This window comes from Pseudomonas corni, from assembly GCF_057128765.1.
The window spans coordinates 61377-81790 of sequence record NZ_JBSKHW010000017.1; the positions used below are offsets into that span (position 1 = coordinate 61377).

The 20414-nt window shown below is 58.8% G+C and carries 18 protein-coding genes; 5 read left to right on the forward strand and 13 right to left on the reverse strand.

All coding sequences use genetic code 11. The features are described 5' to 3' along the window. Positions 1 to 47: 47 nt before the first annotated feature. From ACWKV9_RS22950 to ACWKV9_RS22970, 5 genes are all read right to left on the reverse strand, one after another. Entirely contained in the window at positions 48 to 1133 is a 1086-nt protein-coding gene (locus tag ACWKV9_RS22950; RefSeq protein ID WP_483838395.1) for an ABC transporter ATP-binding protein, read from the reverse strand. Positions 1134 to 1298: 165 nt separating this feature from the next. Beyond that, on the reverse strand, positions 1299 to 2759 hold the full coding sequence (locus ACWKV9_RS22955; RefSeq protein ID WP_483838396.1) for an NAD-dependent succinate-semialdehyde dehydrogenase: 1461 nt from the start codon (positions 2757 to 2759) through the stop codon (positions 1299 to 1301). A gap of 274 nt (positions 2760 to 3033) precedes the next feature. Continuing rightward, complete coding sequence (locus ACWKV9_RS22960) at positions 3034 to 3831, reverse strand: ABC transporter permease (protein WP_483838397.1); 798 nt, start codon at positions 3829 to 3831, stop codon at positions 3034 to 3036. Then, complete coding sequence (locus ACWKV9_RS22965; protein ID WP_483838398.1) at positions 3832 to 4761, reverse strand: ABC transporter permease; 930 nt, start codon at positions 4759 to 4761, stop codon at positions 3832 to 3834. It lies immediately after the preceding gene. A 422-nt stretch (positions 4762 to 5183) separates the two neighbouring features. Continuing rightward, positions 5184 to 6230, reverse strand: a complete 1047-nt coding sequence (locus ACWKV9_RS22970) for an ABC transporter substrate-binding protein (RefSeq protein WP_483838399.1) — start codon at positions 6228 to 6230, stop codon at positions 5184 to 5186. 390 nt (positions 6231 to 6620) lie between these two features. On the opposite strand from ACWKV9_RS22970, the gene bamJ reads away from it, so the two are divergent. The 4 genes from bamJ (at position 6621) to ACWKV9_RS22990 (ending at position 9193) form a co-directional block, all read left to right on the forward strand. After that, a complete protein-coding gene (bamJ, locus tag ACWKV9_RS22975) occupies positions 6621 to 7409 on the forward strand; it encodes a BamJ family beta-barrel-assembly machinery protein (RefSeq protein ID WP_483838400.1) in 789 nt (262 codons plus the stop codon). A gap of 398 nt (positions 7410 to 7807) precedes the next feature. Further along, a complete protein-coding gene (locus ACWKV9_RS22980) occupies positions 7808 to 8260 on the forward strand; it encodes a YkvA family protein (RefSeq protein WP_483838401.1) in 453 nt (150 codons plus the stop codon). A 220-nt stretch (positions 8261 to 8480) separates the two neighbouring features. Further along, positions 8481 to 8831 carry a helix-turn-helix domain-containing protein gene (locus ACWKV9_RS22985; protein ID WP_483838402.1) on the forward strand — a complete coding sequence of 117 codons (351 nt, stop codon included), beginning with the start codon at positions 8481 to 8483 and terminating at the stop codon, positions 8829 to 8831. After that, a complete protein-coding gene (locus ACWKV9_RS22990; protein ID WP_483838403.1) occupies positions 8828 to 9193 on the forward strand; it encodes a hypothetical protein in 366 nt (121 codons plus the stop codon). Before ACWKV9_RS22985 ends, ACWKV9_RS22990 begins: the two co-directional genes overlap by 4 nt. A gap of 96 nt (positions 9194 to 9289) precedes the next feature. Here ACWKV9_RS22990 and ACWKV9_RS22995 read toward each other — a convergent pair whose 3' ends face one another. Both ACWKV9_RS22995 and ACWKV9_RS23000 read right to left on the reverse strand, forming a co-directional pair. Then, positions 9290 to 11056 carry a bifunctional diguanylate cyclase/phosphodiesterase gene (locus tag ACWKV9_RS22995; RefSeq protein ID WP_483838404.1) on the reverse strand — a complete coding sequence of 589 codons (1767 nt, stop codon included), beginning with the start codon at positions 11054 to 11056 and terminating at the stop codon, positions 9290 to 9292. A gap of 145 nt (positions 11057 to 11201) precedes the next feature. Continuing rightward, the gene (locus ACWKV9_RS23000; protein ID WP_483838405.1) at positions 11202 to 13280 is read right to left on the reverse strand and encodes a carboxy terminal-processing peptidase; all 2079 of its coding nucleotides are present in this window, start codon (positions 13278 to 13280) and stop codon (positions 11202 to 11204) included. A 182-nt stretch (positions 13281 to 13462) separates the two neighbouring features. Here ACWKV9_RS23000 and ACWKV9_RS23005 point away from each other — a divergent pair, with 182 nt between their 5' ends. Next, positions 13463 to 14425 (forward strand): NAD(P)H-quinone oxidoreductase, encoded by a 963-nt coding sequence (locus ACWKV9_RS23005; protein ID WP_483838406.1) that lies wholly within the window; start codon positions 13463 to 13465, stop codon positions 14423 to 14425. A gap of 167 nt (positions 14426 to 14592) precedes the next feature. On the opposite strand, the gene ACWKV9_RS23010 is transcribed toward ACWKV9_RS23005, so the two are convergent. The 6 genes from ACWKV9_RS23010 to ACWKV9_RS23035 form a co-directional block, all read right to left on the reverse strand. Beyond that, entirely contained in the window at positions 14593 to 15246 is a 654-nt protein-coding gene (locus tag ACWKV9_RS23010) for an HAD family hydrolase (protein WP_483838407.1), read from the reverse strand. Between the two features lie 242 nt (positions 15247 to 15488). Beyond that, positions 15489 to 16478 carry an ABC transporter ATP-binding protein gene (locus tag ACWKV9_RS23015; RefSeq protein WP_483838408.1) on the reverse strand — a complete coding sequence of 330 codons (990 nt, stop codon included), beginning with the start codon at positions 16476 to 16478 and terminating at the stop codon, positions 15489 to 15491. A 1-nt stretch (position 16479) separates the two neighbouring features. Beyond that, positions 16480 to 17277: an ABC transporter permease gene (locus ACWKV9_RS23020; RefSeq protein ID WP_483838409.1), complete on the reverse strand. Its 798-nt coding sequence runs from the start codon at positions 17275 to 17277 to the stop codon at positions 16480 to 16482. After that, positions 17264 to 18106, reverse strand: coding sequence for an ABC transporter permease (locus tag ACWKV9_RS23025; RefSeq protein ID WP_483838410.1), 843 nt, complete (start codon positions 18104 to 18106; stop codon positions 17264 to 17266). The genes ACWKV9_RS23020 and ACWKV9_RS23025 overlap by 14 nt, the downstream gene beginning before the upstream one ends. Next, complete coding sequence (locus ACWKV9_RS23030) at positions 18103 to 18909, reverse strand: alkaline phosphatase family protein (RefSeq protein ID WP_483838411.1); 807 nt, start codon at positions 18907 to 18909, stop codon at positions 18103 to 18105. The genes ACWKV9_RS23025 and ACWKV9_RS23030 overlap by 4 nt, the downstream gene beginning before the upstream one ends. 283 nt (positions 18910 to 19192) lie before the next feature. Further along, positions 19193 to 20260, reverse strand: a complete 1068-nt coding sequence (locus ACWKV9_RS23035) for an ABC transporter substrate-binding protein (RefSeq protein WP_483838412.1) — start codon at positions 20258 to 20260, stop codon at positions 19193 to 19195. Positions 20261 to 20414 lie beyond the last annotated feature (154 nt).

A 20414-nucleotide genomic window follows, 5' to 3' on the forward strand; every position in this document is an offset into this window, starting at 1 on the left:
AAACCGGTTGATCGTTGAGCTGCATGGGAGTGATCACAACAATCGCATCAAGCACTGGCTCGCGGCACGACGATGGTGTCTTCCGGGTGCAGGCGCATCATCATCGGCGAGCCGATCGGTGGCAGGCTCAGGTTGCCTTCATGGTGGCTGGGCTGGCGCAGGCTGACGGTCGGGCCACCTTCAAGATCGACGAACACTTTCAGGCTTTCACCCTGGAACACGATGTCCGACACCCGCCCGCGCAGGCGATTCCATTCAGGTCCGGAGGTCTCGTTATCGATCAGCAATTTCTCTGATTGCAGCGCCAGGAATACATCGCCCGACGGCGGCACCGGACGTGTAGTGCGCAGCGCGGTGCTGCCGAGGGTCAGGCCGCTTTCGCTGCGCTGCAAGGGCACCAGTGTGCTTTCGCCGATGAAGCTGGCGACGAAATCATCGGAGGGGTGATCGTGCAGCCGACGTGGCGTGTCCACTTGCACCAGCTGCCCGCCGCGCATGATCGCAATCCGGTCACTCATGGTCAGGGCTTCGCGCTGGTCGTGGGTCACGTAAATCATGGTGGCGCCCAGACGCTTGTGCAGCGCGCGCAACTCGATCTGCATGGTTTCACGCAGTTGCTTGTCCAGGGCGGACAAGGGCTCGTCCATCAGAATCAGCTTGGGTTCGAAGACAATCGCCCGGGCCAGCGCGACACGCTGGCGCTGGCCACCGGACAACGCGGCAATCGAGCGATTCTCGTAGCCGGTCAGTTCAACGGTGGCCAACGCCTGCTTGACCCGGTCGCGACTTTTGGCGGCATTTTCTCCGCGAGCGCGTAGCGGGAATGCCACGTTTTCACCGACCGTCATGTGCGGGAACAGCGCGTAATTCTGAAACACTACACCGATTTCACGCTTGTGCGGCGGCATCAGGGTGACGTCACGCTCGCCGAAATAAATGCTTCCCGAACTGACCCGGATGAAGCCGCCCAGAATGCTCAATAACGTGGTTTTGCCGGAGCCGGAGGGACCGAGCAGCGACATGAATTCCCCCGCTTCAACCTTCAGGCTCACATTGGTCAAGGCGTTCAGACTGCCGTACTGCTTGCACACCTGATTGACGCTGACTGATTCAAAACCTTCAGTGAAATTCATGAAGCGTCCTCCTTTGCAGAACGGGGGATTGCCCGAAGTGTCTGCATCCATCTGAACACAGCCGATGGCCGTGTTCGTGCCGTTTTGGGCCGCCAGGAAAACACGATGTGCTGCCCGGCGGTGGCGGTGCCACAGACTCTGCGCGTTCCTTGGTCGGGACTGTTCTTAGCCGAGACCGCCGATGTGCCATGCCTTGATTTCGAGGAATTCGTCCAGGCCGTATTTTGAGCCTTCGCGGCCAGTGCCCGATTGCTTCATGCCGCCGAACGGCGCCACTTCCATCGAGATGATGCCGGTGTTGAGGCCGACCATGCCGAACTCCAGACGCTCGCCGACACGCCAGGCGCGGCGCATGTCCTGGGTGAAGTAATAAGCGCCCAAGCCATAGGGCGTCGCGTTGGCCAGAGCCAGCGCCTGGGCTTCATCCTTGAACCGGAACAGTGGGGCAACCGGGCCGAAGGTTTCTTCGCTCGCCAGCAGCATGTCGGCGTTGGCATCGCGCAGCACCGTAGGCTGCACGTATAGACCGTTGCCTTCAGGCGCGCCGCCGATCACCACGCTGGCACCTTTTTCCAGGGCGTCGCCGATGTGTCGCGCGACTTTGTCCACCGCCGCTGCATTGATCAAGGGGCCGATGGTCACACCTTCTTGCAGGCCATCCCCGACCTTCAGTCCGGCAACCGCCGCGCTCAAGCGCTCGGCAAACCGCTCGTAAATACCGTCCTGCACCAGGATGCGGTTGGCGCACACGCAGGTCTGTCCGGCGTTGCGAAATTTGCTTTGCATGACGCCGGCAATCGCCAGGTCCAGATCGGCGTCGTCGAACACGATGAATGGGGCGTTGCCGCCCAGCTCAAGGCTCAGGCGTTTGATGGTCGAGGCGCACTGGCTCATCAGCAGTTGGCCGACGCGGGTGGAGCCGGTGAAGGACAGCTTGCGCACGGCCGGATTGCTGGTCATTTCGCCACCCACGCCAGCGGGCAGGCCCGTGAGGACGTTGAACACTCCTGCGGGAATACCGGCGCGTTCCGCGAGCACGGCCAGGGCCAGGGCTGACAGCGGGGTCATTTCCGAAGGCTTGACCAACACCGGGCAACCCGCCGCCAGCGCGGGGGCGCATTTGCGGGTGATCATGGCGTTGGGGAAATTCCACGGTGTGATGGCCGCTACCACGCCAATCGGTTGTTTGAGCACCAGAATGCGTCGGTCGGCTGCGGGGGAGGGGATGGTGTCGCCGTAGATACGACGGGCTTCTTCGGCGAACCATTTGACGAAGCTGGCGCCGTAGGCAATCTCGCCCCTTGATTCACTCAGCGGCTTGCCCTGTTCGGCGGTCATGATCAGCGCCAGGTCTTCCTGGTTTTCCATAATCAGGCCGAACCACACTTCCAGCAGTCGCGCGCGCTCGGCTGCCGGGACTTCCCGCCACGTGATGAAACACGCCTCGGCCGCTGCAATGGCGCGGCGTGTTTCGGCCGCCTGCAGCGCTGGCACCCGGGCAATCACGCTGCCGTCTGCCGGATTGGTGACGTCCAGGGTCGCGCCATCATCGGCGTCGATCCAGACGCCGTTGACATAGGCGCGCTCGACGAAAAGAGAGGGGTCACGCAGTGTGGTTTTCAACATGATCAGGGGGCCTTGAGAGTTCTGACGATGGATCAATTGTAAAAACCTGCGCCTTGCCATCGATGCCGAGATGAGCGGTTGGACGGGTGATAGATGCTGAATTGCAGCGGATGGCGGCAGGCTGTGCTGGGCTCGTGCAGGTGCAGGTGCAGGTGCAGGTGCAGGGATCAGGAGCGCGCCGGCCCATGAACAATCTGTCAGGCGACGGGATTGTGTTGGCAATACCCAAGCCTTCGCGGGCAAGCGCGCTCCTACAAAGATCGTGTTCCAGCGATCAACCCTGCTTGTTACGCCCGGCGATCACCACCAGCAGCAGGGACGCCAATATCAGGATCGAACTGATCGCAGCAATCGTCGGGTCGATTTCGTCGCGCAGTGCGGTGAACATGCGTTTGGTCAGGGTCTGGTTGTCGCCACCGGAAATGAACAGCGCCACCACCGTTTCATCCAGCGAGGTGATGAACGCGAACAACGTTGCCGACACCAGGCTTGGCTTGATTTGCGGCAGGGTCACGGCCATGAATGCCCTAAAGCGATTCATGCCCAGGCTGCGCGCGACCATTTCCTGAGACATGTCAAAGTTACGCAGCCCCGCCAGCAGGGCGATGATCACGTAGGGCAGCGCCAGCATGATGTGCGCCAGGATCAGGCCAGTCATGGTGCTGATCAGGCCGACACGGGCGTAGACGAAAAACACCCCCGCCGCGATGAGGATTATCGGCACCATCATTGGCAGCAGCAGAATGATTTGCAGCGTGCGCACGACCTTCAGGCTGGAGCTGTTGATCGCATAGGCCGCCGCCATGCCGATGGGCAGGCTGACCAGTGTGGTCACAAACGCTGTGATCAGGCTGACCCGCGCCGCCGACATCCATTCGGCGCTGTTAAAGAAGGCTTCGTACCAGCGCAAGGAAAACTCCTTGGGCGGGAACTGCAGGAAGCGCGCTTCGGAGAATGACATCGGGACCACGATCAGCACCGGCAAAATCAGGTACAGCAGAATCGCCGCTACCACCAGGGTGAACAGCAGGTGCGAGACGCGTACCTGGCGCAGGTTGGCAAGCAGTTTCATTCAGCGTGCTCCCAGGATGCGTTCGATAGGGATGAACTTGTTGATGCCCCAGAAAATCAGGAACACCACCAGCAGCAACACCAGACCTACTGCGCTCGCGGCGCCCCAGGCGTGGTACAGCTCAACGTTGCGTTGCACCAGCATCGACACCAGGATCGTGCGTCCGCCTCCCAGCAGTTCCGGGGTAATGAAAAAGCCCAGGCAGATCACGAAAACCAGAATGGAACCGGCCATGATCCCCGGCGCGGCCATCGGCAGGAACACCCGGCGAAAGGTATAGAACGGCTTGGCGCCGAGGCTTTCGGAGGCCTGCATCAAATCCTGCGGAATCTTCTTCATCACCGAGTACAACGGCAGCACCATGAACGGCAGCATCACGTGCAAGGTGCCGATCACGGTGCCGGTGGTGTTGTGCATCAGGTTTAGCGGTTGGTCGATGATCCCCAGATCAATCAGCGTCTGGTTGACCAGGCCCCGGCGTTGCAGCAACACCAGCCAGGCGTAGGAGCGCACCAGCACGCTGGTCCAGAAGGGGATGATGACGCAGATCAGGATCAGGTTCGCCCAGAAGCCGTGCAGACGCGAAGCGGCGTAGGCAATCGGGAACCCCATGAAAATCGACAGCACCGTGACGATGAAGCTGATCTTGAAGGTCAGGACGAAGGTGTCCCAATAAATGCGTTCCTGAAAGATGCGGGTGTAGTTGGCAAAGGAAAAGCCTTCTTCGGTCTGCACCGACTGAAACGCCAGCCAGCACATCGGAAGGATCAGCAGCACAACCACCATGATCAGCGCCGGGGTGAGCAGCAACAGCATCGAGGTGTTTTCTTTGCGCTCTTCACGGGCCAGCGCGTGGCTGTTGGTCAGTGGCGACTGATGCGGGGCGTTGCCGGATTCAGGCAGGGCTTTGGTCAGGTATGCATTGGGCATGTTCTGCCCCCGTCACTGCTGCGGGCTGGAAGTTGCCCAGCCACTGATGACGCCGTGGGTCTTGCCGAAACCAACTCCCAGGCTCGCAAAATGAAAAGCGCGTGGTGTGCGTGTTGTCATGTGAGGACTCCCGAAGATGGGGCAGGTTCTGCAAACGAGCTTGGCAAGCGGCTCTTTGGCGGCCTATGGGTCCTAATGTAGCGAGATGTCGAAAAATGAAGCGGTCGTAAATGCACCGCCGGGAAGTGGTTTATTGCGTAATCGGCCCGGCTGACGGCATGTCCTGCGTTGGGGCCCCAGGGCCGGACCTGACCGGCTTATCGCGCAGCGTCTGTGGGAGGGAGCCAGTTCGCGAGGCGGTGTTTCTGCACCTTCGAGTTATCTCGGCTCGCAAACGAGTTGGCTCCTACAGGGTTGAGAACCTATTTTTTCTGCACGAATGCCAGCCAGCGCTCTTCCGCTTTCACGCCATCTTGAGAAGCCCACCATTTGGCTGACAGCAAGGCCTGGCGTGAGATGTTCTCCGGCGCTGATGGCAGTTTGGAGACCCGCTCCTGGGGAATGATGCCGGTCTTGAACGCTTCAGGGTTAAGCGGGCCATAATCGATGGCCAGCGGTAACGCGGCTTGCAGCTTCGCGTCGATGGCTTCGTTGACGAACTTCATCGCGGCGACCTTGTGGGGCGAGCCTTTGAGCACGCAGAGCGAATTGGTTTCCAGCACGCCCTGGTTATAGTCGAACGCTACCGGGGCACCGTCTGCCTGCACTGCCGTGATGCGTCCGTTCCAGGCCTGGATCATGTCCACTTCGCCGTCGCTGATCAGCTGCGCCGATTGCCCGCCCGAGGTCCACCAGGTCGCGATGTGCGGTTTGATCTGCTCAAGTTTTCTGAAGGCCCGGTCTACATCCAGCGGATACAGCTTGTCGGCTGGCACGCCATCAGCCATCAAAGCGATTTCAAGGGTCGGGCGCGGCAGATTGCGCAGCGCGCGCTGACCGGGGAATTTGTCGGTGTCCCAGAAGTCCGCCCAAGTCTTGGGCGCTGGCTTGTTCTTGAAGGCATCGGTGCGATACGCCAGCACGGTGGAGTAGCTGATGTAGCCCACGCTGTAGTCGTCCTTGAGATCGGCAGGTAATTGCGCCGCGTTTGGAATCAGCGACAATTCGAGCTTCTCGAACAGGCCTTCCTGCTCCCCGCGAATGCAGTCGCCGGTCGGCAGATCGACAACGTCCCAGCTGACTTTGCCGCTTTCCACCTGAGTTTTGATGATCGGGTATGCCTTGGGCGAGCTGTCCTGTTTGAGCGTCAGCCCAAGCTTTTTTGCAGCTGGTTCCAGGATCGCCTTGCTTTGGGCCTCCTGATACGCCCCGCCCTGAGAGACGAAGGTAATGTCTTCAGCGAAGGCAAGCGTGCTGCAACCGGTCAACAGGGCCAGGCTCGTCAATTGGAAGGTGCGGATGGCATTCATAAAGGGGACTCCCGTGGGTTGGCAGCTTTCAAGAATGGAGCCCGGGCTTTGCGTCGCAGCCATGGGACCGCCTCTGGAGAGTCAATGTACGTGCAACGGACTGGACGAAGCGGTCACAAATCGCTCTGGCGAAAGCGCTTTATGGGGAAAATGGCAACCATCGCGGCATGTCCTGCGTTCAACGAGCTATAAAAAGCTGTCCGCGACATGGATTTTCGCTTCCCTCCTGAACCCCGACTGAACGACTTTCTCGATCAAACAAGAAAACCTTTGGATACCTGAACTTATCTTCCTTTTCTCCCTCTCATGCCGGTAGCCATTGATCGCGGCGGCCTGATAAGCTCGCGGCTTTACTCGTTTGCCCTATTGGCGCATGAACAAGGAATTAGCATGAAACAGCATCGGTTGGCAGCGGCGATAGCCCTGGTCGGTCTGGTACTCGCAGGTTGCGACAAACAAGCCAGCACCGTCGAGCTGAAAACTCCGGCGCAAAAAGCCTCCTACGGTATCGGTCTGAACATGGGCAAAAGCCTGGCTCAGGAAGGTATGGACGATCTGGATTCCAAAGCGGTAGCGCTGGGTATCGAAGACGCCGTTGGCAAGAAAGAACAGAAACTCAAAGACGACGAACTGGTAGCAGCGTTCGGCGATCTGCAAAAACGTGCTGAAGAGCGCATGGCCAAGATGAGCGAAGAGTCGGCAGCCGCCGGCAAGAAGTTCCTCGAAGAAAACGCCAAGCGTAAGGAAGTCACTACCACTGCTTCCGGTCTGCAATACGAAATCATCAAGAAAGCCGACGGCCCTCAGCCTAAGCCTACCGACGTTGTGACCGTTCACTACGAAGGCAAGCTGACTGACGGCAAAGTCTTCGACAGCTCGGTAGAGCGCGGCAGCCCGATTGATCTGCCGGTAAGCGGCGTGATCCCGGGTTGGGTCGAAGGCCTGCAACTGATGCACGTAGGCGAGAAGGTCAAGCTCTACATTCCTAGCGATCTGGCTTACGGCGCTCAGAGCCCAAGCCCGATGATCCCGGCCAACTCGGTGCTGGTATTCGATCTGGAACTGCTGGCGATCAAAGATCCGGCAGCCGTCGCCAATGAAGCCGCAGCAGGCGCTGCAGCAACAGACGACGAAGAGCAAGAAGAGACTGCACCGGCTAAACCTGCCGCCAAGAAGTAATCGATTCATCGATCAGGTCTTGAACAAGATGCCCCGTTTTACGGGGCATTTTTGTATCTGCGATAAACAGAACGAACCCAGCCTTTCGCACACAGTCCCAATATCGTTGACCGACGTGCGGAGCGCGGGGATTGTCCGACGATCCAACGATCGTCTCGTTTCAGGCTCTGGCTAGTCTCGGGATAGGCCTAAGTCAATGATTTTTTGCGTTTAATTATGTGAGTAAAAAACGCGCGATCTAAGTTAAAGCCCAGTAGAACGGGGGTTTCAGCGCGGAAAAACGCCTCTGTTCACAAGGTTATCCACAACTTGTGTGGATAACATTTTGGTGTGCATGGCAGCCGTATACCGGCATGGCATTTTTTTCAATAGCTCGTTTATAGGCACCTGGAGTGAGCATGAAAGCACCCTGGAATTTAATCCGTTACCTGCCGATGGCTCGACGCCTGATGGCAGCGGGCCGTTTGCCGACGTTGCTGTTTGCTGTCGCCCGCAAGGGTGCGGGCGAGGCGAATCGGTTGGGTAAGCTCAAGGATGACCTCAAACTGCTGCAAGCATTGTGTCTGGCGTACTGGCGCGGTGAGTACCGCGCGATCAGCCCCAAAGCGATTCTGTCGATAGTGGCGGGGCTGATGTACTTCCTCAGCCCGCTTGATGCCATTCCGGACTGGATTCCGGGGCTGGGCATGCTCGACGATATCGCCGTGCTGGCTTGGGTCATGAAAAGTCTGAATGTCGAGCTTGATGCATTCAGGGCCTGGCGCGCCAAGCAAAGCCCGGAGAAATTGGCAGTCGTTGAGCGTTTGCCTGCCAATCCAAAGTTGCTGGAGCAGGAAAAATCCACGGATTGAGGAAGTGTTGGGATTAACGCGTCCATGTGAGAGCGGACCTGTCCGCTAAGGGGCCACGGGGCGCACGGATCTCTGGTGTCTGGCTGATTGCATTCGCGGACAGGTCCGCTCCCACGAGAATTGAAATAGCAGGAATATATGGTTTGCATCCGCTGTTAAGATGCGGCCATAGAAAAGAAAAAGCCTACGTGCAATAAGTTGCTGTCCTACAGGGGGTTTTATGGATCTTCAGGTCATATCTCGTGATGGAGAGCCAGAATACGCAGTGCTGCCATGGGCGCAGTATCAGTCGCTACTTAGGGCTGCCGGCCTTTCGAGCGCTGAAGGAGACGCGGCTGTTACGCCATCCGCTGCTGGTGCTGCACCCGCCGAAGAGGATTTGCCCGGGCTGGACCAATTGGGGCCACTGCGGCAGGCCAAGGGCCTTGAAGTTGCGCAACTGGCTCGCACTGTCGGTATCAGCCCCTCCTACCTTGAGCTGATCGAGAACGGCACGCGCATTCCGGACGCTGCCATTCGCCGCAGCCTGGCGTGGGAATTGGGTGTCCCGGGCTGGCGAGGTGTGTCATGAGCGTGAGGATTAGCCGTCAGCACTGGGAAGGGCTGCTGGCTGAACTGGATCTCGCACGGCGCCAGCGTCATTTGGTCACTTATCGTGCGCTGCTAGAGCGCTTGCAATTGCCGACCCCGGCGATGCTGACTCTTACCGCCGCCCTCGAACACCTCGCCGCCATGGACGCCAAATCCGAACAACCGCTGCGCAGTTCTCTGGTTATCAGCCAGGGCGCGAGCCGCCTGCCGCGCACCGGTTTTTTCGAGTGTGCCGAGCGGCTGGGGCGGTTTTCCGGGCCATCCGACGGCGTTGCTGCAGCGTCGTGGCATGCGTCGGAAGTGGTTCGGGTGTTTGAGTTCGAGTACTCGCAGGACGAGTAACCCCCGCCATCCTGTAGGAGCGGGCTTGCTTGCGATTGCGTTGGGCCAGTGTGCAAATGCTTCATAGACAACAAGCTTTCGCGGGCAAGCGCGCTCCTACACGGGCATTGCCGCGTCAGCTGTATCAATCACATGAATACTCGCCCCCAGCACGTCCTTAGCGTGATGTTTGGCCTGTGACGCCAGTTCTGCCAATTGGCTAGCGTCCAGCACCTTGCAGGCCTGCGGATGCAGATGCACCACCCCAATCGACAGCGACAGCAGCGCAAATTCCTGGCGTTGGCCCTGCCGGTTGAGCGCCACAAAACAGCCCGCCTGCAGATGCTCGGCGCGGTAGAAACGACGGCATTGATTCTGGAAATCTTCCAGCAGCAGGTTCAGGCGTTTGCGCCAGTCTTCCGAGCCCAGCACCATCAGAAAGTCATCCCCGCCGATGTGCCCGACGAAGTCGCGGCTGGGGTCAATGCGGTCGTTCAGGCATTGCGCCAGACACAACAACACTTCGTCGCCACGCCCGTAGCCGTAGATGTCATTAAAGGGCTTGAAGCTGTCGATATCGACGTAGCAGATCATCGACTCACGCCCTTGCTGCAATAGCCGTGTCAGGCATTGCTGGATCGGCACGTTGCCCGGCAACAACGTGAGCGGGTTGGCGTGACGGGCCTGTTGAATCTTCAGTTCGGTGATCAATTTCAGCACATCTATTACCCGGCCCAGGCCCAGGTAAGTGCCGTTCTGCATGATGATGAAATCTTCCTCGATCCGCTGCCGTGCCCGGCTGGTGATCAGGCGACTGACCTGTTGCAGTGATTGCGTGAGCTCCACCGCGAGAAAATCATCGCTCATCAGCCGGCTGATCGGTTTGCGCGCGTAGATCTCAGTGGCGAAGGGTTGCAGCAGCACGTCTGACAGGGAATGCCGATGGACGATGCCAACGGGTTGATTCTGCTCGTCGAGCACCGCCAGCGAATTCAGGTTGGCTTGTTTGCGAAAGGCTTCCAGCACGCTGGCCGTGGGCGTGGATTGCAAAACGGCGGGTTGCTCGTTGAGCAGTGCCCCCAGATCACTGCCTTCCTCGCTCAAGTTTGCGGCGTTGGCGTCGGTCTTAGGCAGCATCGCGCGGGCATCGCGGGGAGGCTGTTCGTGAGGACGGCAGAGCAAATAGCCCTGAACCAGATCGATGCCCATATCGATCAGCACCTCCAGTTCTTCGCGCAGCTCGATTCCTTCTGCAATCACCAGCGCTCGTGAGGCCTTGGCCATTTGCAGCATGGAGCCTACGAACTCGCGCTTCACCGCGTCCTGGTGAATGCCGTCGATGAAGTGCCGATCGATCTTGACGTAATCGGGGCGCAGCTCCGACCACAAGCGCAGGCTCGAATAACCGGCACCGAGGTCATCCAGCGCGATGGAAAACCCCATATCGCGGTAATGATGCAGCGCGGTATACAGCAGAGCGAAGTCGTCGGTGGGCGTCTGCTCGGTCAGTTCGATGACCACCTGGCTGGGCGGGATGCCGTGACTGGCCAGCAGCTCTAGCGTGCGGCCCGGCGGGTGCGAGGCTTCCAGCAGCGATTCGGGAGATATATTGAGGAACAACTTGCCTTCAAGCTTGAGCTGACTGAAGCGCCGACACGCCGATTCGCGACAGGCCAATTCCAGTTCACTCAAACGACCGGCCTGCCGCGCGACCGCAAACAAGCTGATGGGGGAGTGCAACGAACTGTTGGAAGGGCCGCGCGTCAAGGCTTCGTAGCCCAGGATGCGTCGTTCAGACAGCGACACAATCGGTTGAAACAGGCTGTGCAAGTCGCCATGAGCCAGAATCGAACTCAGTGCGCTCAGCTGTTCAGTGACGGTCATGGCAATCTCGGGGCAAGAAAAAGGGGCTCGACGCGATAGCGCAGAGCCCCGTATTTCACGACAGCTTCATGACTGTTTGATGACGAATGGTGTTACATCGCCAGCAAATTCATGAAGCCTCACCTGATCACTCAGGCCTACCGTATTACTTCTTTGCCACGCTACCGCTCAGACCCAGATAATCGATGAGAATACGCCCGGTTTCTGACAGGTAAGCGTCGTCTTCGGGTTTGGTTTTGTCATCGTCGACCGGCAGTGCGTCTTCGTCTTCTTTCTTCAGCTCTTTGAGCGGGTCTTCACCCTTGGCCTTGCGGCGGATGTTTTCCATGCTCAATTGCTGATTTTCGATGTCGGTGTGCTCGCTGCGACGCACGCTCTCATTAAGGCTGACGGTTTTTTCGGCCATCAGCTTTTTCGCCAGCGCGAGCTTGTCTTCGATGAACACAAACTCGGCGTCTTTGGCCGAGCGCACGTCATGGCGCGACTGCAACTGCGCCAGGAACGGTTTGAACGGGTCAACCGCAGGCTTGATCGCAGGCTTGATCGTGTCGTAGGTCATTGCCTCCGGCAGCGCGCTTTCGCCGATTTCCTTGGTGTCGATAATGGACGGATACGCGATATCAGGCAGCACGCCCTGATGCTGGGTGCTTTGGCCCGAAACGCGGTAGAACTTGGCCAGGGTCAGCTTCAGTTCGCCGTGGTTCAGCGGCTGAATGGTTTGCACCGTGCCCTTGCCGAAGGTCTGGCCGCCGATAATCAACGCGCGGTGGTAGTCCTGCATGGCGCCAGCGAAAATCTCCGAAGCCGAGGCAGAAAGACGGTTCACCAGCAAGGCCATCGGGCCCTTGTAGAAGGCGCCAGGGTTCTCGTCTTCGAGCACGTCCACTTTGCCGTCTGCGTTACGCACCAGCACGGTCGGGCCTTTGTCGATGAACAGGCTGGTCAGCTCGGTAGCTTCCTGCAACGAGCCGCCGCCGTTGTTGCGCAGGTCGATGACCACGCCGTCGACCTTGTCGCCTTGCAGTTCGGTCAGAAGCTTCTTGACGTCACGGGTGGTGGATTTGTATTCCGGATCGCCAGCACGGTAGGCCTTGAAGTCCAGGTAGAAGGCTGGAATTTCAATTACGCCCAGCTTGTAGTCTTTGCCGTCCTGGTTGAGGTGCAGAATCGACTTCTTGGCCGCCTGCTCTTCAAGTTTCACCGCTTCACGGGTGATCGAAACGATCTTACTGGTCTGATCGTTCGGGCCGTTGCTGGCCGGAATCACTTCCAGACGCACGACGGAGCCCTTCGGACCGCGAATCAGTTTGACCACTTCATCCAGACGCCAGCCGATCACGTCGACCATCTCTTTGTCGCCTTGGGCGACGCCGACGATCTTGTCGGCCGGAGCGACCTGCTTGGTCTTGGCCGCAGGACCCGCTGGCACAAGGCGCACGATCTTGACGTTGTCGTTATCGCTCTGCAACACGGCGCCAATGCCTTCCAGCGACAGGCTCATGTTGATGTCGAAGTTTTCCGCGCTGTCAGGTGACAGGTAATTGGTGTGCGGATCGTAGGACATGGCGAAGTTGTTTTCATACGCCTGGAAAATATCTTCGCTACGGGTCTGGGCCAGACGCGACAATTGATTCTTGTAGCGTTTGGTCAGGGTTTCCTGAATCTTCGCAGGCTCTTTGCCGGCGATCTTCAGGCGCAGAACTTCGTCCTTGACGCGCTTGCGCCACAGGTCGTCCAGTTCCGCTTCGTTTTTCGGCCAGGCTGCGTCTTTGCGATCGACCAGCAAGGTTTCCTTGGTGGTCAGATCGATCTTGTCGACGCCCTTGTCCAGTTCGGCCAAGGCAAAATCCAGACGCGACTTGATGCGGTCCAGATAACGCTTGTAGATAGTAAAGCCGGGCTGCAGGTCGCCGCTTTTCAGGAAATCGTCGAACTGCGTACGCCACTTGTCGAATTCAGCAATATCGCTGGCCAGAAAGTAGCTGCGGGCAGGGTCGAGCAATTTCAGGTAGCTCTGGTAGATGATCTCAGAGCGTTTGTCATCCAGCGGCGGCTTGCTGTAGTGGTGCCGCTTGAGCAGTTCCACTACGTTGAGGCTGGCTATCACCTCGTCCCGATCGGGTTGAAGATTATCCCAGCTGTTGGCAGCAAAGGTGTTGGCGGACATTGGCAAAACACTGAGGCCAATGAGCAATGCAAGTGTGCTGGGCAAAAATTGCTTCATGCTGATTCGACGCGGGGACAATTGATAACGCATATTAGGCCGTCTTTAAGGTCGCCGGTTCAGTCTCAGGCTCCGTGACGTGTTCACACAGCCTGATGCGAAACCCGGTCGCATAATGCAAAAAGCCCGAATGCCTATTAAGAGCACATCGGACTCAGTCGAGAACTCACTATGGAGGCACCGTGAAAGCATTGCAAGGCGTTGAAGGCCAAGTGGAATGGGTCGAACAGCCCTCACCGACGCTCGATGTCGGTCAAGTACGTATCAAGGTCGCTGCGGCCGGACTCAATCGCGCCGATTTGTTGCAGCGTGCCGGTATGTATCCACCGCCGCCGGGCGTCACTGAAACCCTCGGCATGGAATGTTCCGGCGTCATTGCCGAAGTCGGGCCGGGCACGTCCTGGCAGGTGGGGGACCGCGTCTGCGCGCTGTTGGCGGGCGGGGCGATGGCCGAGGAAGCAGTCGTCGATGCGCGTCATGTTTTGCCCGTTCCCGAAGGCATCTCGCTGCATGAAGCGGCGGGTATTCCGGAGGTCTACGCCACCGCCTGGCTGAATTTGTTTCAACTGGCAGGGCTAAAGCCCGGCGAAAAAGTTTTGCTGCACGCCGGTGCAAGTGGAGTTGGTTCAGCCGCCATTCAGCTTTGCAAAGCCTTTGGCAACCCTTGCTGGGTCAGCGTGGGTTCTGCCGAGCGTCTGGCGTACTGCGAGGCGTTGGGGGCTCAGGGTGGGGTAATCCGCACCGAGAGCCTGGACAGCCTGAATGACTTTGCCCCGTTCAATGTCATTCTCGATCCGGTGGGCGCCAACTACGCCGCGCTGAATTTGAAAGTGCTGGGTGTAGACGGGCGGTTGGTGTTGATCGGTCTGATGGGCGGGCGCAAGGCCGAGTTGGACATGGCCCTGGTGCTGGGCAAGCGGATTCACATCCTGGGCTCGACCTTGCGCAGCCGCGACGATCAGTTCAAGGCTGATTTGCTAAGCGATCTGGGGCAGCACGTCTGGCCGTTGTTCACCGAAGGTCGCCTCAAACCGCAGCTGGCTCGTAGTTTCGCGGCAAGCGATGCCGAAGCAGCATTTGCCGAGCTTGCGACCAATCAGGTGTCGGGCAAGGTGGTACTCGTGATCGACGAAAGCTTGGCGTAACACCTTCGTTGATTGTAGGAGCGCGCTTGCCCGCGATTACGGTGCGTCAGTCACCTGATGAGTGGCAGATGGATTGCAATCGCGGGCAAGCGCGCTCCTACAGGCAGTAGTAGCGGTATGTCAGGCCCGCCGCTTCGCGAACAAGTTCGCTCCTACAGGGCTAGGGGCTACTTCCAGTGATGAATCGGCCAGCCGGCTTTTTCGGCGTGTTCGCGCAGGGTTGCGTCGGGGTTTACCGCGTGGGGGAAATCGACCTTCAGCAGCAGCGGTAAATCGTTGCGCGAGTCGGAATAGAAACTCGCGCCTTCCAGGTTTTCCCCTTCCTGATCCAGCCATTCCATCAAACGGGTGATCTTGCCTTCGCGGTAGGTCAACACGCCGGTGGTCTGGCCGCTGTAAACGCCATGGGCAAGGTCCAGATCGATCGCCAGCACTTCATCGACACCGATACGCTCGGCGATTGCTTTGACCAGATGCACGCCTGAGGCCGAGATCACCAGAATCCGGTCGCCCGCCGCGCGGTGCTGAGCGATGGTTTTGGTGGCGTCGCTGAAGATGATCGGCTCAATGAAGTCCTCGACCCACGGCCCCACCAGAAACTCCACTTCCTCTGGCGTGCGACCGATCATCGGCTCCAGGCTGAAGGCCATGTAGTCCTCCATCGCCAGCTCGCCGTTGCTGTAGGCCTCCATCAACTCGTGATCACGCTTGATGAAGGACTCAGGATCGACCCAGCCCAGCCGCGCCATTTGCTCGCTCCATAGACTGGCGCAGTCGCCGTGAATCAGCGTCTCGTCCAGGTCGAAAATTGCTAAAGCCATTGCTGCTGTCCTCTTAAATCATTTTGTACGCAGATCAACTGTAGGAGCGCGCTTGCCCGCGATTGCGGTGTGCCAGTCAATGAATGTGGAGCTGACATACCGCAATCGCGGGCAAGCGCGCTCCTACACAACCATTGCACGCCAGCCCCTGTAGGAGCGAACTTGTTCGCGAGGCGGCCTGTCTGGCACACCGTATCAATCTCTCGCCAACAAGTTGGCTCCTACAGGTTATGCGGGCGCTTCTATGCCACTTCGCACAACGCCGACGCTTCGATGTTCAGGGTGACGCGCTGGCCGTTGGCGTGCAAGTCGCTGGCGGAGCGGTTGAGCACATCCACCACCAGATCCACGCCCCGCGCTTGTACGCGATAACGAATCACGTTGCCCAATAGACTGTGGCTGCGGATCTCGCCTTCCAGCTCCCCGGTGAGACTCAACTGAATAGCTTCCGGACGAATCGCCACGCGACTGTTGATCGGACGTTGCATCAGGCGGCTGGCGGCGTCGGGCTCCAGCAGGTTGTAGTTGCCGATGAAACCTGCAGCGAACGCATCGACCGGCGCGGTGTACAGCGTTTCAGCGTCGCCGCTCTGGACGATCCGGCCCTGGTTCATCAGGAAGATCCGGTCGGACATGGTCAGGGCTTCTTCCTGATCGTGGGTCACGAAAATCGTGGTCAGGCCCAATTCCTGTTGAATCGCCCGAATTTGCTCACGCAAGTGTTTGCGAATCCGTGCATCCAGCGCCGACAGCGGCTCATCGAGCAACAGCAGGCGAGGGCGCGTCACCAGCGAACGCGCCAACGCCACGCGCTGGCATTGCCCGCCAGACATCTGATGGGGATAGCGCTTGGCGTACTCGCCCAACTCCACCAGCTTCAAGACCTCGGCCACCCGCTGTTTGCTTTCATCGGCACTGACCTTTTGCATGCGCAGGCCAAACGCGACGTTCTGCTCCACGTTCATGTTTGGGAACAATGCGTAGCTCTGGAACACCATGCCGATGCCGCGTTTTTGCGGCGCGACAGGGACCAGGTCCTTGCCGTCCAGAAAGATGCGCCCGCTGGTGACCGACGTCAGCCCGGCAATACAGCGCAGCAACGTGGATTTGCCGCAGCCGGAAGGGCCGAGCAGGGTCACGAACTCGCCCTTTTTGATCTCGCAATTGATGTCAGAAAAGACTGCCGTGCTGGCGTAATTCTTTTGCAGGTTTTCAACACTGACGAAGCTCATATCAGTCTTTGTCCTTGTTCAGTCGGTTGGCAGCCCAGGTCAGCAGCAGCACGAAGAGGAAATAAGAGATCACCAGCGCGCTGTTGAAGTGGCCGCTGCTGTTGCGCATGTTGTTCAGGTACACCTGCAGGGTCTCGTAACGGGTGCCCACCAGCAGGTTGGCGAACACGAATTCGCCGAACAGGAAGGAAAACGACAGCAACAGGGCAATCATCAAACCTTTGCGCAGGTTCGGCAGCACCACCAGCACGGCGGCCTGAAAGGTACTGGCACCGAGCAGTTGCGCCGCGTCCATCAGGTCCACCAGATTGATCGCCTGCAGGTTATTGGTGATCGCCCGATACATGAACGGCAGCGCTACGGTGAAATAGCAGCCGATCAGAATCCACGGTGTACCGACCATGGCCATCGGCCCGGAACCATAGAGCTGCAACAGCCCTACCGACGACACCACCGGCGGCACCGCGAAGGGCAGCAGGATCAGGATGTTCATCACGCTGTCGAGTTTCGGGAAGTGGTAATGCACCACGAACAGCAGCGGCAGTACCAGCACCACCGAGAGAATCAAAGCACCGACGCAGACCAACAACGACTGCGCGAAGGCCATCAGGAAACGCGGGTCGCTCCACAGCGCGATGTACCACTTGAACGTCAGGCCGCTGGGCAGAATCGTCGCTGACCAACTGGTGGCGATCGAATACACGAACGTGCCGAGTAGCGGCGCCAGGAGAATCAAAAACAGGATGTACACCACGATGCGGTGGTAGAGCCCGGCCGGGCCGCGTTCAGCGCGAGACATGGTAGCTCCTCTTCAACAGCCATTGGTGGACGATGGTCACCAGGGTCATCAGGCCTACCAGAATCATCGCCAGGGCGCTTGCCATGTTCGGGTCCAGGGTGATGTCGCCGGCCACCATCGCTGCGATACGAATGGGCAGCACGTTGAAGTTGCCGGTGGTCAGCGCGTAGACGGTGGCGTAGGCGCCGAGGGCGTTGGCCAGCAGAATCACGAACGTGCCGAGCAGCGCAGGGGTTAGCACCGGAATACCGATGTGCCGCCAGAAATCCCAGCTGCTGGCGCCGAGCAGGGACGCCGATTCGCGCCAGTCTTCACGCAGCGCATCAAATGCTGGATACAGCAGGAGCACGCCGAGGGGAATCTGGAAATAGGTATAGAGAATGATCAGGCCAGTCTTCGAATACAGATTGAAGTCATCAATGATCCCGGCCTGCTTGAGGATCAGTGTCAGCGCGCCATTGAAGCCCAGCAGAATGATGAACGCGAAGGCCAGCGGGACACCAGAAAAGTTGCTGGTCATGTTGGCGAACGCGCTGACGAAATCCCGCAGCCGTGACGGTACTTTGCGCAACGAGTAACTGCCAAGGATCGCAATGATGATGCCGATCACACTCGACCAGAAACTGATTTCCAGGCTGTACTGAATCGCCTGGCGATAGAAGCGCGAGTCGAAGGCCTTGATGAAGTTTTCAATGCCCCAGCCAGCGTCGGAATGGAGGCTGTTGATCGCCACCCACATCAACGGCGCGATCTGGAAAATGATAAAGAAGATGGCAAATGGCAGCAGACATAACAGGCCCAGCCATTTGCCTCGGCTTTGTGAATTCACTTGAGTATCTCCCTGCAGACTGGCTTGTCGTGGGGCACGCCGAGCAGTTCGCAGACGGTGCCGCAAAGTTCGGTTTGTTTGGGCTGCGCGTCAGGGTTAAGGCTGAAGGCGTCGCCGATCACGAACAGTGGTACTTCGCGCTCTTCCGGCAAAATGCCGTTGTGCGAGCGGTCGTTGTTCATGCCGTGATCAGCCGTCACCAACACTTGATAACCGGCGTCGAGCCAGCGCTGCAGGTACTCGGCCAGAATGATATCGGCGGTGCGTGCGCTGTTGCGGTATTGGGGCGTGTCGAGGCCGTGCTTGTGCCCGGCGTCGTCGATGTTCATGGGGTGAACGAACAGGAAATCTGGTTCATGGCGCACGCGCAGATGCTCGGCGTCATCGAACAAGTGTGAGTCGGGGTAGTGATCGACGTAATAGAAGTGGCCGTGCTGAATCGGCAGTTCTGGTGCGTCGGTGTGGCGGTCGCGCGCGGCGATGAACGGTGAGCGGTTATAGAGCTCGCTGACCCAGTGATAGGCCGCAGCGGCGGTGGTCAGTCCCGCGTCGGTGGCGTAATGAAACACGCTGCGCTGATTGGACAGACGCGACACCTGGTTATGCACAATGCCGCTGTCGATGGGAGCAACGCCGGTCAGGATGCATTCGTATAGCGGACGAGACAGGGACGGCAGCTCGCATTCCAGCCGATACAGCGCGGCGCGGCCTGCGTTGCTGTACGCCAGCAAATGGCCCATCGCATGGCGGGCGACGCTGTAACTCAGACCGTCCAGCAGGATGAGGATGACGTTGTGTTTCATGTGCCGCTCCGGGGAAATCGAATTCAAGGGTGAAGCAACACTGGGCCTTGATCTGGTTTTGATTCTGGCCGGAGGCCGTAGGAGTCCGGCTTGCCGACGATGGGGCCGGGGTCGCGTCCGACCGAAGCAGTCCCAGAACCAGACGCCTCGGTGCAACAGGCACACCGCATATTCAGGTTTGGCTGCCGGTACCCGGCAGATCGTCGGCAAGCCAGACTCCTACGCCCTTCGGGCAGAAGCAGGAATGAAGTTGGCGCCTCGTCCTTGAAGCGCCAGCGGGGCATCACTGCATTTCGACGATGACCTGCTCATTCCACTGCTGTGGCAGGGCTTTCGAGGTTTTTTCCCAGGCGGCCGGGTCTTTGATCGGAGTCACGCCTTTGTACTGCTCGTTAGGCAGCAGTTGCTTTTGCACGTCTTCTGGCAGTTTCAGGTGCTCGGCACGAATCGGACGAGCGTTGCCGCGCGCCAGGTTGGTCTGGCCTGCATCACTGAAGATGTATTCACGGGCCAGCTTGGCGGCGTTCGGGTGCTTGGCGTATTTGTTGATGATGGTGGTGTAGCCCGAGATCACCGAACCATCGGACGGAATCAACACCACGTAGTCATCCGGATTGGTCATCTTGGCCTTGTAGCTCAAGCCGTTGAAGTCCCAGACGATACCGACTTCCACTTCGCCTTTTTCCATGGTCTGGATGGTCGGGTTGTTGATGCCCAGACGTTTTTGCTTGGCAAGTTCGGTGAACAGTTGCAGGCCTGGGGCGATATTGGATTCGTCGCCTTTCATGGCGATCGCAGCGGCCAGCACGCCGTTGGCCGCCTGGGCTGCGGTGCTCACGTCGCCGATGGTGACTTTGTATTTGCCGGACTTGAGGTCGGTCCATTTGGTTGGGACGTCGGAGCCGTGCAGCAGCTTCTTGTTGACGATGAAAGCGATGGTGCCGGTGTAGGCCAATGCCCAGTGACCATCTTTGTCTTTCGCCCAGTCCGGAACCTGATCCCAGGTGGTGGGTTTGTAGGGTTGGGTCACGCCTTTGGCTGTAGCAATCGGGCCAAAGGCTGCGCCGACGTCGCCGATGTCGGCACTGGCGTTGTCTTTTTCCGCATCGAACTTGGCCACTTCCTGAGCCGAGCTCATGTCGGTGTCCATGTGCTTGAGGCCATACTTGGTGGACAGGTCCGACCAGGTACCCTTCCAGTTCGCCCAGTCGTCGGGCATGCCCACACTGTTGACCGCGCCTTCAGTCTTGGCAGCGGCTTCCAGCGTTTTCAGGTCAGCGTCTGCGGCCATGGCCGATGTGCTCAGCGCGATGGCCGAACCCAGGAGTGATGCCAGCAAAAGGTGTTTCATTCGAAGCTCCTTGTGCACTTCTCGACGAATTCTTAGAAGTGTTCGTTGCGGATGGGTTGGTCTAGGTCAGCAATACCTGAGCCAAGTTAGGCCTGTTCAATGACACTTTCGTGTCTGGACCGACTTTTGCTGGGGTAAACACGGGCTTCGGGTA

Coding starts and splice junctions, on each gene's coding strand:
- bamJ (WP_483838400.1), top strand. CDS start 6,621: ATGAAACAGCATCGGTTGGCAGCGGCGATAGCCCTGGTCGGTCTGGTA.
- ACWKV9_RS22955 (WP_483838396.1), bottom strand. CDS start 2,759: ATGTTGAAAACCACACTGCGTGACCCCTCTCTTTTCGTCGAGCGCGCC.
- ACWKV9_RS23010 (WP_483838407.1), bottom strand. CDS start 15,246: ATGGCTTTAGCAATTTTCGACCTGGACGAGACGCTGATTCACGGCGAC.
- ACWKV9_RS22995 (WP_483838404.1), bottom strand. CDS start 11,056: ATGACCGTCACTGAACAGCTGAGCGCACTGAGTTCGATTCTGGCTCAT.
- ACWKV9_RS22985 (WP_483838402.1), top strand. CDS start 8,481: ATGGATCTTCAGGTCATATCTCGTGATGGAGAGCCAGAATACGCAGTG.
- ACWKV9_RS22950 (WP_483838395.1), bottom strand. CDS start 1,133: ATGAATTTCACTGAAGGTTTTGAATCAGTCAGCGTCAATCAGGTGTGC.
- ACWKV9_RS22970 (WP_483838399.1), bottom strand. CDS start 6,230: ATGAATGCCATCCGCACCTTCCAATTGACGAGCCTGGCCCTGTTGACC.
- ACWKV9_RS22960 (WP_483838397.1), bottom strand. CDS start 3,831: ATGAAACTGCTTGCCAACCTGCGCCAGGTACGCGTCTCGCACCTGCTG.
- ACWKV9_RS22990 (WP_483838403.1), top strand. CDS start 8,828: ATGAGCGTGAGGATTAGCCGTCAGCACTGGGAAGGGCTGCTGGCTGAA.
- ACWKV9_RS22965 (WP_483838398.1), bottom strand. CDS start 4,761: ATGCCCAATGCATACCTGACCAAAGCCCTGCCTGAATCCGGCAACGCC.
- ACWKV9_RS23015 (WP_483838408.1), bottom strand. CDS start 16,478: ATGAGCTTCGTCAGTGTTGAAAACCTGCAAAAGAATTACGCCAGCACG.
- ACWKV9_RS23000 (WP_483838405.1), bottom strand. CDS start 13,280: ATGAAGCAATTTTTGCCCAGCACACTTGCATTGCTCATTGGCCTCAGT.
- ACWKV9_RS22980 (WP_483838401.1), top strand. CDS start 7,808: ATGAAAGCACCCTGGAATTTAATCCGTTACCTGCCGATGGCTCGACGC.
- ACWKV9_RS23035 (WP_483838412.1), bottom strand. CDS start 20,260: ATGAAACACCTTTTGCTGGCATCACTCCTGGGTTCGGCCATCGCGCTG.
- ACWKV9_RS23030 (WP_483838411.1), bottom strand. CDS start 18,909: ATGAAACACAACGTCATCCTCATCCTGCTGGACGGTCTGAGTTACAGC.
- ACWKV9_RS23020 (WP_483838409.1), bottom strand. CDS start 17,277: ATGTCTCGCGCTGAACGCGGCCCGGCCGGGCTCTACCACCGCATCGTG.